The sequence below is a fragment of the Acidovorax sp. GW821-FHT10A04 genome, from assembly GCF_059415825.1.
In genome coordinates this window covers 163,585-180,561 of record NZ_JBWKNZ010000014.1, presented here as the reverse complement: position 1 = coordinate 180,561, position 16,977 = coordinate 163,585, and the positions used below count along the sequence as shown (strand labels likewise).

At 68.9% G+C, this 16,977-nt stretch carries 11 protein-coding genes; 4 read left to right on the top strand and 7 right to left on the bottom strand.

What is annotated here, in order from left to right:
• Positions 1-124: 124 nt before the first annotated feature.
• From AC07PF_RS25715 to AC07PF_RS25705, 3 genes are all read right to left on the bottom strand, one after another.
• Entirely contained in the window at positions 125-3,511 is a 3,387-nt protein-coding gene (locus AC07PF_RS25715; protein WP_494613746.1) for an EAL domain-containing protein, read from the bottom strand.
• 128 nt (positions 3,512-3,639) lie between these two features.
• Positions 3,640-5,157 (bottom strand): sensor histidine kinase, encoded by a 1,518-nt coding sequence (locus AC07PF_RS25710; RefSeq protein WP_494607042.1) that lies wholly within the window; start codon positions 5,155-5,157, stop codon positions 3,640-3,642.
• Positions 5,154-5,879 (bottom strand): response regulator transcription factor, encoded by a 726-nt coding sequence (locus AC07PF_RS25705; protein WP_035205058.1) that lies wholly within the window; start codon positions 5,877-5,879, stop codon positions 5,154-5,156. The genes AC07PF_RS25710 and AC07PF_RS25705 overlap by 4 nt, the downstream gene beginning before the upstream one ends.
• 141 nt (positions 5,880-6,020) lie before the next feature.
• Here AC07PF_RS25705 and msrB point away from each other — a divergent pair, with 141 nt between their 5' ends.
• The 3 genes from msrB to msrA are packed head-to-tail and all read left to right on the top strand — an operon-like array spanning position 6,021 to position 9,146.
• On the top strand, positions 6,021-6,524 hold the full coding sequence (gene msrB / locus AC07PF_RS25700) for a peptide-methionine (R)-S-oxide reductase MsrB (RefSeq protein ID WP_494613745.1): 504 nt from the start codon (positions 6,021-6,023) through the stop codon (positions 6,522-6,524).
• Positions 6,525-6,535: 11 nt separating this feature from the next.
• Entirely contained in the window at positions 6,536-8,359 is a 1,824-nt protein-coding gene (locus tag AC07PF_RS25695; protein ID WP_494613744.1) for a cytochrome c biogenesis protein DipZ, read from the top strand.
• A 58-nt stretch (positions 8,360-8,417) separates the two neighbouring features.
• Positions 8,418-9,146, top strand: a complete 729-nt coding sequence (msrA, locus tag AC07PF_RS25690; RefSeq protein ID WP_494613743.1) for a peptide-methionine (S)-S-oxide reductase MsrA — start codon at positions 8,418-8,420, stop codon at positions 9,144-9,146.
• Positions 9,147-9,161: 15 nt separating this feature from the next.
• Here msrA and AC07PF_RS25685 read toward each other — a convergent pair whose 3' ends face one another.
• Complete coding sequence (locus tag AC07PF_RS25685; protein WP_494613742.1) at positions 9,162-12,203, bottom strand: PAS domain S-box protein; 3,042 nt, start codon at positions 12,201-12,203, stop codon at positions 9,162-9,164.
• 269 nt (positions 12,204-12,472) lie between these two features.
• On the opposite strand from AC07PF_RS25685, the gene AC07PF_RS25680 reads away from it, so the two are divergent.
• On the top strand, positions 12,473-13,453 hold the full coding sequence (locus tag AC07PF_RS25680; RefSeq protein ID WP_494613741.1) for a Bug family tripartite tricarboxylate transporter substrate binding protein: 981 nt from the start codon (positions 12,473-12,475) through the stop codon (positions 13,451-13,453).
• Positions 13,454-13,460: 7 nt separating this feature from the next.
• On the opposite strand, the gene AC07PF_RS25675 is transcribed toward AC07PF_RS25680, so the two are convergent.
• The 3 genes from AC07PF_RS25675 to AC07PF_RS25665 all read right to left on the bottom strand — a co-directional run bounded on the left by AC07PF_RS25675 (position 13,461) and on the right by AC07PF_RS25665 (position 16,975).
• Positions 13,461-14,468 carry an SDR family oxidoreductase gene (locus tag AC07PF_RS25675; protein ID WP_494613740.1) on the bottom strand — a complete coding sequence of 336 codons (1,008 nt, stop codon included), beginning with the start codon at positions 14,466-14,468 and terminating at the stop codon, positions 13,461-13,463.
• 11 nt (positions 14,469-14,479) lie between these two features.
• Positions 14,480-14,695 (bottom strand): hypothetical protein, encoded by a 216-nt coding sequence (locus AC07PF_RS25670; RefSeq protein WP_494607053.1) that lies wholly within the window; start codon positions 14,693-14,695, stop codon positions 14,480-14,482.
• Between the two features lie 102 nt (positions 14,696-14,797).
• Complete coding sequence (locus AC07PF_RS25665; protein WP_494613739.1) at positions 14,798-16,975, bottom strand: TonB-dependent receptor; 2,178 nt, start codon at positions 16,973-16,975, stop codon at positions 14,798-14,800.
• Positions 16,976-16,977 lie beyond the last annotated feature (2 nt).

The window sequence follows — 16,977 nt, the reverse complement described above, 5'->3', positions numbered from 1 at the left end:
ACCCGGTCCTTGGCGAGGGCACGCCCTGCTGTTGACCGTGGCTCCATGCTATTTTTGGAGGTCGCCGCTGGCGCTTCTTGTGCGCCGCAACATGCTGTAGGACGCGGGCTACAGCGTGAAAGGCTCAAATCACGAACATGTTCTCGGGCTGCGCACGCGCCACGGGCGCCACGAAGCCCGCCACCCAGCCCGGCAGCTCCTGGGCCGGCATGGGGCGGGCCAGAAAGTAGCCCTGCCCGATGTCGCAGCCCAGGGCCGCCAGTTGGTCCCAGTGGGCCTGGGATTCGATGCCCTCGGCCACCACCTTGCGGCCCAGGTCGTGCGCCAGGTCGATGGTGGAGCGCACGATGACCGACGATGCCTTGCTCACCGACATGTCGCAGACAAAGGACTGGTCGATCTTGATGTACTCCACCGGCAGTTGCTGCAGGTAGCTCAGCGACGAGTAGCCGGTGCCGAAATCGTCGATGTACAGCGCGATGCCCTGGTCGCGCAGCGCCTGCAGCACGCGCAGGGCGCGCTCGGGCTCGCCCATGACGGTGGTTTCCGTGATCTCCAGCTCCATCAGCCCGGGCGCCAGGGGCCAGGCGGCCTGCAGCTGGCGTATGGTCTGCAGCAGGGATTCGTCGCGCAGGTTGCGCGCGGACAGGTTCACGGCAATCGGCAGGGCCACCCCCTTGGCGGCCCACCCATGGTTGAGCCGCAGGCTGGCTTCCATCACCCACTCGGTCAGCGGCTTGATCAGCCCCGTGTGCTCGGCCAGTCCGATGAAGTCACCCGGCATGAGCAGGCCGCGCTCCGCATGGCGCCAGCGCACCAGGCCCTCGGCCCCGCGCACCTGCCCGGTGACCATGTCGATCTTGGGCTGCAGGTACAGCGCCAGATCGCCGTTCTCGATGGCACGCCGCAGCTCGCCCGCCATCTGCAGGCGGTGCGCCTGGTTGCGGTGCTGGCTCTTGGCCGGATCGAAGACCACATGCCCTACCCCGGCCTTCTTGGCCTGGTGCACCGCCGTGTCCATGTGGCGGTACAGGTCGTGCGGGGTTTCTCCATGCGCCGGGAACAGGGCCACCCCGGCCGTGACCGAGACTTCCATCGAGATGTCGGCAATCGGAAACGGCTGGGCCAGCACGGCATCCACGGTGCGCACCGTGGCCACCGCGGCCTGCGCATTGCACTGCGGCAGCAGGATGGCGAATTCATCACCCCGCAGCCGCCCCACGGTGGCCGAGGCAGGCACGGCGTGGACCAGGCGGGCCCCGACCTCCTGGAGGATCTGGTCGCCATAGCAGAAGCCCAGGGCGTCGTTGATCTCGCTGAGCCGCTCCACATTGGCCTGCAGCACCGCGAACTGCTGGCCGGCGTTGATGGCGGACACCAGGATCTCGGTGAACTGCGCTTCGTTGGGCAGGCCGGTGAGGGTGTCGTAGCGGCGCATCTGCTGCATGGCCTCCTGCACCCTGGCCTGCTCGCTGCGATGGCGCAGCGTCGCCACGCCAAAGGCCAGGTCATCGGCCGACTCGACGAGGAAGGTGATCTCGTCGGGCTCGAACATCTTTGGCCGGTTGCTGTAGATCGCCAGGGCGCCGATCACCTCGCCATCCACCCGCAGCGGGCAGGCCAGTACCGAGGCAGCGGCCGGCATGCCGGCCAGCCAGGCCGGGCCGTCGAGGCCGGGCGGCTCCCCGCCCTGCCCCACGCTGGCCAGCCCCGAACGGAACGCATCCCCGAGCACGCCCTGGCCCATGTCGCCCGCCTGCCAGCGGGCGTTCAACGCGCGCAGCCAGGGCTGCGCCCTCGGGTGGGCGCTTTCGGCCACAGGCACCAGCAGGCTGCCCGCAGCCGCATCGGCCGGGCGGCACCACACCACGGCCATGGCATAGCCCCCTGCCGTGACAATGGCCTCGCACATGCTGGAGAGAAGGTCCTGTTCGTCCACGGCACGCAGCATGGTGCGGTTGCCGGCGCTCAGGGTCTTCAGGGCCCGGGTGGTGTGCTCCAGGCGCTGCACATGGTCTTCCAGCTCGGTGTTGAGCGCCAGCACCTTGTCTTCGGCCTGCTTGCGCACGGTGATGTCGGAGCCCAGCACATAGTAACCCTGGATGCGCCCGCTGTCGTCGCGCTTGGGTATGCATTCGATGGCCTGCCACATGCCAGGAACAGGCTGCCAGTCGTAGCTTTGCCGCTCGCCCTGAAGAACCCGTTCGATCATCGGCGCAGCATGGGCATAGCGCTCTTCCCCGATGATCTCGCGCACCGTGCGCCCCCGAACCTCGTCGCGGTCCGGTGCATACAGCGCCTTGTGCTGCGCGTTGACGTACACATAGCGCTGGTCGACATCCACAAAAGCCAGCACCGCCGGCACGCTGTTGATCACGCTGTAGAGGTGGTCTTCGCTGGCACGCAGCTGCGCCGTGCGCTCCTGTACCCGCTGCTCCAGCAGCGTGTTGGCGTCCACGATCAGGCGCTGGGCCTGGCGGGCCAGGCTCTCGTCGCGGAACACCAGCACCACACCCGTCACCTCGCCGGCGCTGTTGCGGATGGGGGCCGCACTGTCGGCGATCGGGCACTCCGTGCCATCGCGGGCGATCAGGGTTGTATGGTTGGCCAGCTCATGGACCACCCCGGTGGCCAGCACCTGGGCCACGGGCACCACCGCCTGCCCGCGCGTGATCTCGTTGATGATGCGGAACACCACGTCGATGGGCAGGCCGCGCGCCATCTCGAAGGTCCAGCCGGTCAGTTGCTCGGCCACCGGGTTCATCCGCGTCACGCGGCCTTCGGTGTCGGTGGCCAGCACGGCATCGCCAATCGACTGCATGGTGGTGGCCAGGCTCTCCTCGCTGTCCGACAGGGCGCGCTGGGCCTGGCGGGTTTCGCGCAGCTGGCTCTTGATCAGCGCATAGGCGCCCGCCAGCAGGGCTGCCAGCACCAGCACCGCAATGCCATTGGCTGCCAGCAGCAGGCGGCGGGTGCGCAGCTGCGCTTCGGTGCGCTCGCGCAGCAGTGCGGCCTCTTCGAACTCCAGGCCGCGCAGCAGTTCATGGATGCGGTCGCGCGTCTTCTGCAGCGGGGCCGTGGCCACGTAGGCGTTGGCGGCCTCCTGCCCCTGGGTCTTGCGCAGCATTTCCACGCGCCGCGAGATGGCCAGCCGCTCGTCCACCATCTGGCGCAACAGGGTCCAGCGCTCCTGCTGCAAGGCGTTGTCGGCGGTGAGCTGGCGCAGCTGCGACAGCATGGCTTCGCGGGCCTCGGCCGCCGCGTCGCGCTCGGTGATGTGCGCGGGGTCCCCGGTGACGCGAAAGCTCTGCGTGCTCAACTCGATCTGCAGGGTGTTGGCACGGATATGGGCCACGTTGCCCAGCACCTGGTGGGTGTGGGCCACCCAGCCGGTCGCCTCCTCGGCATCGTCGGCCAGCTTCCAGCCCATCACGGTGACGCCGGCCACCACTGCAGCGGCAGCGATGAACGCAGCCAGGACCTTCGTTTCGAAGCTCGAGCGCAGAAGCAATGGGCCTCCCTCCCCCCTGTTATGCCAGGATGGACCATTCTTACACCCGACCGCCCCTCGGCGGTAGCAAAAAATTACATGCCGGGAAGTGGCGGTCTTGTCCTACAAGCCGGCCTAGGTGTAAACGCTTAAGACGACGGTGCCGCCCTCGCTCCAGCGCGCGCGGGCCCACCGGGCACCTCGCCAGCCCAGGGCAAGGTGAAGCGAAATGAAGCGCCGGGCGCCGTTGTTTCCACCAGCGTGATGCGGCTGCCATGCAGTGCCAGGATGCGGTGCGCAATGCGCAACCCCAGGCCGCCGCCGCGCCGCGCGCCCCCCATGGCGAAGGGGCGCTCGAACAGCCCCTCGCGCAGTTCCGGTGCAATGCCAGGCCCGGTGTCCTGCACCTGCACGGACAGGGCATCGCCCTCCCGGGCCAGCAGCACCGTCACGGTGCCGCCTGGCGGTGTGTGGCGCAGGGCGTTGTCCAGCAGGTTCGTCAGCACCCTTTCGACCAGGCCCAGGTCGGCATGCACGGGCGGCAGCTGCGGCGCGATGTCGGCCTGCAGCGCCACCTGGCGCTCCTGCGCCCCGAGTTCGAACTTCTGGAACACATCCTGCACCAGGTCGGCCATGGCAAAGGGCTCGGCCTCGGGCTGGACGAAGCCGTATTCGAGCCGTGCCAGCTCGAACAGGCTCTGCGCCAGCGTGCCCACCTTGCGGCTCTGGTCCAGCGCAATCCCCAGGTAGCGCTGGCGCTCGGCCGGCTGCAGAGTCGCGTCCTTGAGCAGCAGGGTCTCCAGGTAGCCATGCAGCGAGGACAGCGGCGTGCGCAGGTCGTGCGAGACGTTGGCGATCAGTTCGCGGCGCTCCTGGTCCTGGCGGCTCAGCACCTGCCATTGCTCGCCGATGCGTACCACCATCTGGCGGTAGGCGCCATCGAGCACCGCGATCTCATCGCGGCTGTCTGGCGTTGGTGGTGGTGGCGCCACGGCCGGTACGGGCGGCCGTGCACCGGTCATGTCGAAATGGCGCACGGTTTCGGTCAGGTGGCGCAACGGCCGCGTGATCAAGGTGAAAGCCACCAGGCCCGCCGCCAGGCACAGCAGCGCGACCATGGCGATGGACCACAGCGCCGTGGTCAGCACCGCATTGGTCGAGCCCTGTGCCGCCACCAGGTCGTGCGCTTCGCCGAGCAGCACCACGTAGATGAAACCCACGTCGCGCCCATGCACGCGCAGCGGCGCGGCGCTGAAGACCTTGCGCCCATCGGTGCTGCGCGGGTCGTCGGCCAGGATGGGCAGCGGCGCGCCATCGATCATGCGGCGCAGGGGCGCCAGGTCCACCCGGTCGCGGCGCAGCCGGCCCTCGGGTGCTGCATGGCCGGCAATCTGCCCGTCGGGCCCGAGCAGGTACACCTCCACGCTGGGGTTGACCACCATGAGCTGGTTGAACAGCTTGCGCACGGCGTCGGGCATCAGGCCGTCGGCATCGGTGAGCTGGGCATCGCGGGCGATGCTGGCGGCCAGGTCGCGCGACAGGCCCTGCACCACCTCCAGCTCGTGCATGCGGTTGGAGCGCACCTGCATCCAGGCCGAGGTGCCGCTGCACACCAGCAGCAGCACGGCGAACACCAGCGACAGCCGCTGGGTCAGGGTGAGCCTCATGGCGCGCCCTCGGGGCCGGCGAACTTGTAGCCGCGCCCCCAGACGGTGAGGATGCGTGCCGGCTGCGCCGGGTCGGCCTCGATCTTGGCGCGCAGGCGGTTGATGTGGGTGTTGACCGTGTGCTCGTAGCCCTCGTGCTGGTAGCCCCAGACGGCGTTGAGCAGGTCCATGCGCGAGAACACCTTGCCCGGCTGGCGTGCGAAGAAGTACAGCAGGTCGAACTCGCGCGGTGTCAGGTCGAGCGGCTGACCCGCCAGCCGTGCGTCCCGCGCCACCGGGTCCATGGCCAGGCCGGCCACCGACAGGCTGCCTGCCGCGGCCCGCGCGTTCTGCGCCATGGCCTCGGCCCGGCGCAGCAGGGCGCGCACGCGGGCCACCAGTTCCAGCACCGAGAACGGCTTGGGCAGGTAGTCGTCGGCGCCGATCTCCAGGCCCAGGATGCGGTGCACCTCGCTGGCCCGGGCGCTGATGATGATGATGGGCACATAGCGCGCCATGGCGCGGGCGCGGCGGCAGATTTCCAGGCCATCCACGCCCGGCAGCATCAGGTCGAGCACCAGCGCATCCCAGTCACCGCCGCGCTCCAGCTGCGCCAGGCCGTCGTCGCCCCGGGCGCAGTGCACCACCAGCAGGCCCTCGTCGCGCAGGTGCATGGACAGCAGGTCGGCGATGTGGGCATCGTCTTCGACCAGCAGCACGCGTTTGGAGGGGGGTGTGGACATTAGGGGGTCAGGCGGGCCATCGGATGCCTGCATTGTGCGCAATCCGGGCCTGCCGAGTTATCACGAATTTTTGAAGTTTGCGTGAGGACTTGGCGATGGGGCCGAACCTAAGCTTCGTTCCATCTACCGACCGAGGACACCATGACCACCACCCGCCGCCATCTCCTGTTCACCGGATCCGCCAGCGCCCTGGCGCTGGCCGCCCTGTTCTCGCACCGCAGTGCGCCGGCGGCTGCAGGCAGCAGCGAGGTCTTCGAGGTGACCCTCACCGACGCCCAGTGGCGCGCCAAGCTCACGCCCGCGCAGTACGCCGTGCTGCGCCACGAAAACACCGAGCGGCCCGGCAGCAGCCCGCTCAACCAGGAGCACCGCGCCGGCACCTTCGCCTGCGCCGGCTGTGCCCTGCCGCTGTTTTCATCGAAGACCAAGTTCGACAGCGGCACCGGCTGGCCCAGCTTCTGGAAGCCGATGGACAACGCCGTGGCCACGCGCATGGACCGCACCTTCGGCATGGCGCGCACCGAGGCGCACTGCCGCCGCTGCGGCGGGCACCTGGGCCATGTCTTCAACGATGGTCCCCAGCCCACCGGCCTGCGCTACTGCATGAACGGCCTGTCGCTCAGCTTCACGGCCGGCGCCGCCTGAGGACCGACGCCATGCTGCTCATCCTCCTGGCCTACCTGGGCGGGGTGCTGACCATCGTCAGCCCCTGCATCCTGCCCGTGCTGCCGTTTGTCTTCTCGCGTGCCAGCCAGCCCTTTTCGCGCAGCGGCCTGCCCTTGCTGGCCGGCATGGCGCTGACCTTCGCGGCCGTGGCCACGCTGGCCGCCGTGGGTGGCGGCTGGGTGGTGGCCGCCAACCAGTATGGCCGCTGGGCGGCGCTGGTGCTGCTGGCGGTGTTCGGCCTGGCCCTGCTGTGGCCGGGCCTGTCCGAGCGCATGACCCGCCCCCTGGTCGCCGCGGGCGACCGCCTGTCGCAGACGGCCCAGGGCGATGGCCAGCCGCGCATGGGCGCATCGCTGCTGCTGGGCGTGGCCACGGGCCTGCTATGGGCGCCCTGCGCCGGGCCGGTGCTGGGCCTGATACTCACCGGCGCTGCCCTGCAGGGCGCCAGCGTGGGCACCAGCCTGCTGCTGCTGGCCTATGCGGCCGGCGCGGCCACGTCGATGGCCGCGGCCCTGCTGCTCGGTGGCCGGGTGTTCGCCGCGCTCAAGCGCTCGCTGGGCGTGGGCGAGTGGGTGCGCCGCGGGCTGGGCGCCGCGATGCTGGCCGGCGTGGCGGCGATTGCGCTGGGGCTGGACACGGGCGTGCTGGCCCGGTTGTCCACCGCTTCCACCGGGGGCATCGAGCAGGCCCTGGTGAACCGGCTGGGTGGTGAACCCCAGGGTGGCGCCATGGCCATGAGCGGCGGCCCGTCGATGATGATGCAGGGCAGCGGCGCCATGGTGGCCGCCGCCAATGGGGCCGGCCCGTCCATGATGGCGGCCAACGGCAGTGGTACCGGGTCATTGCCCGACCAGGGCGAAGTGCCCTCGCTCGACGGCGCCGTGCAGTGGCTCAACTCCCCGGCGCTCACCACGGCCGGCCTGCGTGGCAAGGTGGTGCTGGTGGATTTCTGGACCTATTCGTGCATCAACTGCCTGCGCGCCATGCCCTATGTGAAGGCCTGGGCCGAGAAGTACAGGGACCAGGGCCTGGTGGTGGTGGGCGTGCATGCGCCCGAGTTCGCCTTCGAGCGCGATGCCGCCAACGTGGCCAAGGCCGTGCGCGACCTGGGTATCACCTACCCCGTGGCCATCGACAACAATTACGCCATCTGGCGCGCCTTCCAGAACCGCTACTGGCCCGCGCACTACCTGATCGACGCCCAGGGCCGCATGCGCTACCACCACTTCGGCGAGGGCAACTACGCCGAGTCCGAGCGCGCCATCCAGCAGTTGCTGCGCGAGGCCGGTGCCGCTGCCCCGGTGCAGGACGGTCTGGCCCAGGTGGCAGCCCAGGGCGTGCACCAGCCCGCCGACCTCAGCGCGGTGCGCTCGCACGAAACCTACCTGGGCTATGAGCGGGCCGAGAACTTCGCCTCGGCCGAGCCCGCCGTGCGCGACCGGGCCACGACCTACACCGCTCCGGCCCGCCCGGCGCTCAATGCCTGGGGCCTGGCCGGCCAGTGGACGGTGGGCGCCGAGCGCGCCACGCTGGCGGGCGGCAGCGGCGGCATCGTCTACCGCTTCCAGGCACGCGACCTGCATCTGGTGCTGGGGCCGGGCGCCGGCGGCAAGCCCGTGCGCTTCAAGGTCACGGTCGATGGCCAGGCCCCTGGTGCAGCCCATGGCACGGACGTGGCCGCCGACGGCACGGGCACGGTAACCGACCAGCGCCTGTACCAGCTGGTACGCCAGAGCGGAGACATCCGCGAACGCACCTTCCGCATCGAGTTCCTGGATGCCCCTGTCGACGCCTACGCCTTTACGTTTGGCTGAGCAGGGCCAGGTATCTCCGCATCACACTCCCTCCACCTTCCGACAAAGGCGCTCCACCATGACAAAAACTTCCCCATCTCCCAGCCGGCGCGGCCTGCTGCAGCTCCTGGCCGGAGGCGCCACGCTGGCCGGCGGCGCCCTGCTCTTCCAGAACCTGGCCCACTCGGCCGAAGAGGCCGTGGCGATCCCGGCGCCGGCGCAGGACGTACCCACAGGCAGCGCCAAGCTGGAGAAAGCCATCTTTGCCGGAGGCTGCTTCTGGGGCGTGCAGGGCGTGTTCCAGCATGTCCAGGGGGTGCGCAAGGCGGTCTCGGGCTACAGCGGCGGCTCGGCCGCCACGGCCACCTACAGCCTGGTGAGCAGCGGGCGCACGGCACACGCCGAATCGGTGGAGATCAGCTACGACCCCGCGCAGGTGAGCTACGGCGCGCTGCTGCAGATCTTCTTTTCGGTGGTGCACGACCCGACCCAGCTCAACCGCCAGGGGCCCGACACGGGCACGCAGTACCGCTCGGCGATTTTCGCGGCCAGCCCCGAGCAGGAGCAGGTGGCGCGCGCCTACATCGCCCAGCTCGATGCGCTCAAGGTATTCAAGAAGCCCATCGCCACGCGCGTGGAGAGCGGCCCGAGCTTCTTCCCGGCCGAGGCCTACCACCAGGACTTTCTGACCGAGAACCCGCGCCACCCCTACATCGTGATCAACGACCTGCCCAAGGTGGCGCACCTCAAGCGGCTGTTTGCCAGCCGCTACCGCGCCGAGCCGGCGCTGGTCAAGCGCGCCGCATAGCGCGCCCTTATTCCCTCAGGCCCGGCGCCCTCGCCCTTCGGCTTTTGCACGGTAGACCATGGCATCGGCCCGGGCCACCAGGCCCTGCCAGCCCTGGCCGTCCGCAGCGCCCTGCGCAACGCCCACGCTGGCACCGATCTCCAGCTGGAGCGTGCCTGTGTAGAAGGGGGCATGGGCCGCCTCGACGACCTTGTCGGCCACGGTATCGGCATGGGCCTTCTCGCGCACGCCGGAGAGCACGATGGCGAACTCGTCCCCACCCAGCCGCGCCACCGCGTCGGTGGGCCGCACGGCGGCCTGCAACCGCGCCGCGAACTGGCGCAGCACCTCATCCCCGACCGGGTGCCCATGGGTGTCGTTGATGGGCTTGAAGCGGTCCAGGTCGATGTACAGCAGCGCCAGGCCGGCCGCATCGCCCTCCAGCACCTTGTGCTGCAGGTAGCGCTCGAAGCCAGCCCGGTTGAGCACGCCGGTCAGCGCATCGCGCTCGCTGAGCATGAGCAGGCGGTGCGCTTCCTCGCGGTGCTCCGTGATGTCCTGCGCCATGGCCACGAAGCCTTCCACCGTGCCGCCTTCGACCCGCAAGGGGATGAAGGAGATCGCCATGTGCCGGTTGTGCGCCCGGCCCGCATATTCCTTCTCGAAGCTCACGGTCTCGCCGGCCAGAGCGCGCCGCACCCAGGGCAGGCTGCGCTCGTAGTCATCCTCTCCCAGCACCTCCTGCAGCGACCGGCCCACGACCATGCCGCGCGGCCGCCCGCACCACAGCTCGAAGGCCCGGTTGGCGAAGCGGTAGTTGCCATCGCTGCCGACCACCGCCACCACGGCCGGAATGGTCTCGGCAATGGAATGCAGGATGCTGGTCTGCAACTGCAGTTGCTGGCGTGCCTGCACCTCGGCGGAGATGTCGCGCATCACCGCCGAATAGCGCGAGATGCGCCCCTGCGCGTCCCGGTGCGCAATCACCATATGGTCCACCGGTACGATGCGCCCGCCCTGTCCCAGCACCGTGGTCTCCCCCAGCCACACCCCGTCCCGGCGCACGGCCGGCATGATCTCGTCCCTGTGGCGGCGGAGGGTTTCTTCCGTATTGAACTGCTCGTAATCGTCTCCTTGCACCGATGCACCGAGCTCCAGGCCGCGGGCACGCCGCGCGGCAGGATTCATGTATTGCAGTTGCCCACGCCAGTCGGTCTGTATGACAAAGTCGGTGGTGTTGTCGAAGATGTCGGTGATGTCGCGCAGCGTGCGCTCCGTGGCCTTGCGCTCGGTGACATCGATGCCGATGGTGAAGATGCCCTTGATGCGGCCATCGGTCCCGGTATCGGGGATGAGCTGGCTTTCGATCGTCCGGGCCTGGCCGAAGGCCTCCTCCTTGAACTCGAAGCGCTGCGCCGTGCCGTGGATGGCAGCGCGGAAGGCCTGCGCCACCGCGGGATCGTCGGGGCTTCCCAGCAGCTGGGCGCGCGTGCGCCCCAGGATCTCCTCGCGCGGGCGGCCAAAGCGCTCGCTCTGGCGCTGGTTGACGAAGCGGTAGCAGCCCTGCGCATCCACGTAGGAGATGCGCAGGGGCAGGTTGTCGGTGATCTCGCGCACGAAGCGTTCGCTGTCGGCCAGGCGCCGCTCAAGCGCCTTGCGCTCGGTGATGTCCTGCAGCGCCCCCACCAGGCGCCGCGGCTCGCCATGCGCATCATGCTCGGCCTCCCCCACCGCGCGCACGCAGCGGCGGCGACCGGTGGCCGTGACCAGTTCCAGCTCCAGGTCGAAGGCGTGCGGCTGGTCGTTGCCCTTGCCGGCCATGGCCTCCTGCAGCAGCCGGGCGGCCTCGGGCTCATAGAACGACAGCACGGAGTCCAGCGTGGGCTGGTAGTCGGGCTCGACATCGTGGATGCGGCGCATGCCGTCCGACCAGCGCACCCCCAGCGTGTGCAGGTCCAGCTCCCAGCCGCCCACGCCGGCCACCCGGCCCGTGCGCGCCAGGAAATCCTCGCTCGCCTGCAGGGCCGCCTCGGCCTGCTTGCGCTCGGTGATGTCGCGCCCCACGGAATGCAGCAGGCGCTCGCCGTCGGCCCCCAGGCGCACCTGGTTGGTCCAGGCCAACCATTTTTCGGTACCGTCCGGCGTGACCATGCGGTTTTCGCCGAAGGTCACCTGGTCGGTTGCCATGATCCGCGCGATGCGCTCGCGCACGATCTCGCGGTCGGCCGGGGCCACGTAGTTGTACAGGCTGGTGCCGACCATCTCTTCGGCCTTGAGCAGAAAGATGCGGGGATAGGCCGGGTTCAGGTAGACCAGGGTGCCGTCCGCGCGCGCCAGCGACACCAGTTCCGCCTGCTCCTCGATCAGGCTGCGGTGCTGGGCCTCGCTCGCGGCCAGGGCTTTTTGGTAGCGGCGCTGCCCGGCCAGCAGCTGCACGATCTGGATACCGCAGAGCAGCACGAACAGCACCAGGGCGGTCACCGTCCAGGTGGCCAGGCGCCGGCTCTGGACACTGCCCTCGGCCACGGCCAGGTTCAGGCGGTCGCGTTCGGCGCGGATGGCGTCCAGCACTGCATGGACGTGGCCGCGCGCCTGGTCCATGTAGGTCGCCCCCATGTCGGTGCGCACCAGGCGCAGGGCTTCGTCGGGCGAGCCGACGTCATGCACGCGCAGCGTCTCCTGCAGCTCGGCGAGCTTGAGGCGGATGGCTTCGCGCGCCTGTGCGGCGCGGGCCGGCACCTGGGCGTCCTGGAGCGGGATGCCCTCCAGGCCCTTGAGCTGGTCGGGCATGCGCGTGAGGGCCGCATGGTAGGGAGCCAGGTAGCTCGAATGCCCCGTGAGCAGGTAGCCGCGCTGGCCGGTTTCTGCATCGCTGAGCGAAACCAGTACCGTCTGCAGCATGCGCAGGCGGTTGGACAAATCGGCCTGGAGCGTGGCACGCAGCCGGTTTTCGTCCGCCTGCCGCGCGAAAAGGACGGTGCCTGCCACCAGCGCCACCAGCGAGAGGGCGAGGGCCGCCGCGGTCAGGTACAGCCGCCTGCCGGTCGCAGGCACGCGTGGCTGGAGCGCCAGGTCCATTGCTTTCCACTCCTTGTCGTGTTGGCTCTGTCCCACCCTGCAGCGCGCGGATGGCGATATTGACTGGGATCGTAGCCAGAAAACGCGGGGCTTCTGCTCAGGTGAAGCGAGGATGGCGCGGCATCGGGCAATGCCCCGGCGTGTCGGCCTCCGGCCTCGCGCCTTCACCTGTACGAAACCGATTCGGCACCAACCAGTGCCGAAGCGGCACACCTCGCGTCGCACCGGATGTAACCATGGGTAACCCAACTCACCGACAGGAATGCCCCATGGACACGATGATTTTGAAGAAAGTCCGGACCGTTGTTTCAGTGCATGTGCTGGCCCTGTCCAGCATGACTGCCTGCGCACAGGATTACCCCTGGAAAGCCATCACCCTGGTGGTGGGCTACCCTGCAGGCGGCAGCGTGGACCTGGTGGCACGCGCCATTGCGCCTGGACTGTCGCGCCGCCTGGGCCAGCCCGTGAACGTGGAAAACATCCCCGGTACCAGCGGCGCCCTGGCCGCGGCCCGGGTGGCACTGGCCGAGCCGGACGGGCATACGCTGTTGCTGGGTTCGCCGGCCGAGGTGGGCATCAACCACCTCGTGAGCCGCCGACGCGATGGCTACAACCCGCTGAAGGACTCCACGCCCATCGGTCTGATCGGCAGCCAGCCCCTGGTACTGGTGGCCAGCAAGAAGACGCCGGTGGCCAGCATCGACGAATTCCTGCGCGCCACCGCCGAGGCGCCCGAGGCCATGCGCTACGCCTCGTCGGGCATGGGTACGCCGCTGCACCTGGCGGGAGAGACCATCCGCCAGCAGTCGGGCGTGCGCATGGCGCACGTGCCCTCGCGCGGGGCCGGGGCCATGCTCGCCAACCTGGAGGGCGGGGATGTGGACTTCGCCGTGATGGTGCTGTCCAGCGCCCTGCCCCATATCCGGGACGGCAAGATCAAGGCCATCGGCATCACAGAGCCAGAGCGTTCCGCGGCTGCGCCCCAGATCCCCGCGCTGGCCGAACACGCACGCTTCAAGGGAGTGGATGCTGGCGTGTGGTTTGGCCTGCTCGGCCCCGGCAAGCTGCCGCCTGCCACCACCAACCGCCTGCGCGAGGGCCTGCGGCAATTGCTGCAGGAGCCCGAGCTGCGCAAGGCGCTGGGTGCCGCCGGCCTGTCCATGATGGACGGCACGGATTTCGCGCCCTTCCTGCAGGCGGAGATCCAGAAATTCAGGCGCGTGGTGGAGTTCGCCAACATCCGCAACTGAGGAGCCGCTATCCTCCGTCTCCCGCGTTGCCGGTGATCGGCAGCACGATGCCGGTGATGTAGCTTGAGCAGCAAGGCGCTGCCAGGAACACATAGGCCGGCGAAATCTCCTCGGGCTGGGCCGAGCGCCCCATGTGGGTGCTGGCACCGAACTGGGCAATGTCCTCGGGCGTCTTGTCGGCCGGGTTGAGCGGGGTCCATACCGGGCCCGGGGCCACGGCGTTCACGCGGATGCCCCGGTCGGCCAGGTTGTGCGCCAGGGCCTTGGTGAAGGCGTGGATGGCGCCCTTGGTGGCCGAGTAGTCGAGCAGCTCCTTGCTGCCGCGCAGGCCCGTGACGGAGCCGGTGTTGATGATGGCATCGCCCCGGTGCAGGTGCGGCAGCGCGGCCTTGGCCATGTGGAAGTAGCCGTAGATATTGGTCCTGAAGGTCTCGTCGAAGCGCTCTTCGGTGAGGTCTTCGAGCGTGCTCGCATGCTCCTGGAAGGCCGCATTGTTCACCAGCAGGTTGAGCTTTCCGAAGGCCTTGACCGCGCGGTTCACCGCGCTGGCGCAAAAGCGCGCGCTTTTGACGTCGCCCGAGATGGCGATGCAGCGCCGACCCTCGGCCTGCACCAGTTCGCAGGTGCGCCGGGCGTCCTCGTGCTCGTTGAGGTAGGCGATGGCCACATCGGCCCCCTCCCGGGCGAACAGCACGGCCACGGCCCGGCCGATGCCCGAATCGCCGCCCGTGATCAGCGCCGACAGGCCTTCGAGCTTGCCGCTGCCATGGTAGTGCGGCGCCTCGAAGCGCGGCGGCAGCGACATGTGCGCCTCGATGCCGGGCTTGGCGAGAGGCTGGCTGGGCAGCGGGGTGCCCGGCTCGGCACGACCGGGGCCGGGTGCCACGGCCTTTTTCCTGGGCTGCGCAGGCTTATTGGCGGAGGATGCCTTCTTTTGGCTTGCGTCCTTGGCATCCTGCTCGGCCTGGATGCGTTTTTGCTTGTTGGCGGTCTGCTCCGCGGCGGATTTCTTCATGCCTCCCTCCCCTACTTGAGCCATCTGCGCTGCGGTTTGGGTTGCACGGTGACGTCCACCGTCTTGTGCACACCGGGCTGGCCGGTGGCAGGGTCGGTCTCGACCACGTCCTCCAGGTCGATGTCCTTGACCTCCGAGTTGGTCTCCTCTTCCAGGTCTTCCAGGATGTTGTCGATCTTGCGTTCGGCCTTGTCGACCTCGGCTTTGGGGAGCGGGGTGATGCGCATGGTGCTACTCCTAGGGGAATGCACCATTCTTGCCAGTCCACCGCCGCCCATCTGTCATCCATTGCCGACGATAAGCTGTCCTCTTGTGCCGACAGGCACACCTCAGAAATCGACCCTGGCCGACAACTCGAAGCTGCGCTGCGGCGCCAGCAGCACCTGGCTGGTGGCCCGGCCGGCGTAGCTGGCATAGAGCTTGTCCGTCAGGTTGCGGATGCGAAAGGTCAGCAGCGCCGGTTTGAGGCGGTAGCTGGCCGCGATGTCGGCCGTAGTATGGCCGTTGATGCGGATCTGGTTGGCGTTGTCCGTGTACATCTTGCCGGTGTGGTTCACGGACAGCAGCAGGTTGAGCGGCAGGTCCTTGAAGCGGTAGCTGGCAAACAGGTTGGCCACGCGCTCGGGCACATTGGGCGGGGTGTTGCCCACGCGCGAGACACCGCCCGCCTCCACCAGCGAGTCGAAGCGCGCATCGAGCGCCGCCACATTGCCCGACAGCGTGAGTTGCTTCGTGGCGCGCCATGCGGCGGAAAGCTCCACCCCGCGCGAGGATTGGCTGCCGTTGTTCACCGTGAGGTTGGCGTTGCTGGCATCGCGCGAGAGCACATTGTCCAGGCCGATGTGGTAGGCCGCTGCCGTCCATTCCACATCGCCCGTACTCTGCTTGAAGCCCACTTCGAACTGCTTGCCCTTGGACTGCGGGAAGACCGCATTGCCGGCGGACAGCAGGAACAGCGAACCCACGGGGATGGTGGCATTGGTGTACTGCGCATAGACCGACGATTCTGAAGAGAGGTCGTACACGGTGCCCAGGCGCACCGAGTTGGCCGAGTACTTCGTGCCGAACGCGCTGAACGTGCCCAGGTTCAGGTCGGTCACGCTGCGGTCCACGTCCACCCGGTCGTGGCGCAGGCCGCCGACCAAGGTCCAGGCTTTCGTCAGCTTGAGCGCGTCTTCGGCAAAAACGGAGCTGCTGTGCACGTCCGACGTGAAGTTGGTGCGGTTGCCGCCGCCGGCCATCAGGGCAGGGTCGTCGTTGTAGGTCCCCACCGCAGGATCGAACAGCGGCACGCGCAAGGTGGCATTGGTGCTGGCCGAGCCGTTGGAAAAGCGCCGTGTGTTGTCGAAATCGGTCTTGCTGACCTCGCCGCCCACCACCAGCTTGTTGGCCAGAGCGCCGATGCGGCCTTCGTGCGAGGCGTCCAGCCGGTTGGCCAGGTAACGCTGGTCGTGCGCGATCAGGGTCTGGTCGCGGGTGATGGACGAAGGCGCCGTGAACACCGCGCTCTCCGCATTGCGCCACAGCCGCTCCACCTTGTTGGCCGTGAATTCGTTGCGCAGCGTCCATTCGGGCGTCACCCGGCTGGTGATGCGGGCGCGCAGCCAGTACGCCTCGGACTGGTTGCGGTCGTCCAGGATGTTGTAGTTGCTCTGCGCGATGCGCCGGTCGATCACCCGGCCGTCGGGCGTGCTGACCACGCGGGTCGGCTGGGTGGACAGGCTGCCCGGGATCAGCGGCGTGCCCCAGTAGGCATGGCCCTCGTCGCGCGAATAGTCGAACGACAGGTCGAGCCGCGTGGCGCGCGCCACGTCGAAGGACAGGCCCGTGGTCAGGTGCTCCAGCTTTTCGCTGGTACGGGCGATGGTGCCCACGCGCGTATCGTTGCGGCTGTAGTCGAGCCGGTAGGCCCCGGTCTCGCCCACCGCACCGCCCAGGCCCACGGCGGCGCGGGTCGATCCGTAGCTGCCGTAGGACAGCAGGGCCTCGCGGCCCGGGTTGTTGCGGTCGGGCCGCTTGGCCTGGAAGTTGACGATGCCGCCGATGGCGCTGTCGCCCTGCAGCACCGAGGCCGGGCCCTTGAGCACTTCGATGCGCTCGTAGTTCCAGGTGTCCTCCACCCGGTTGGTGACACCCGCGCCCGACATGCGCACCCCGTCGTACAGGTAGAGCACATTGGTGAAGCCGCGCAGCGACAGGGTGGTGGGTGCCGAAGGCGGGCCGCCACCGGCCATGCCGGCGGTGCTGCGCAGCGCCTCGCTCAGGGTGCGCGCGCCGCGCTCCTGCATCAGGTCCTGCGAGAGGATCTCCACCGAGGCCGGCGTTTCGCGCAGCGTGAGGCCCAGGCGCGAGGCGCTGCTGCTCTTGTTGGAAAGCTGCAGGCTGCCCTCGTCCCGCCCGGCCTGGATGTTGACGGCCGGCAGTTCGGCCTCGGTAGCCTGCGCCAGCGCGCCCTGCATGGCGGCCGCCACGGCCAGCGCGACGGCGCTGCGTTTGAATGAAGTCATGG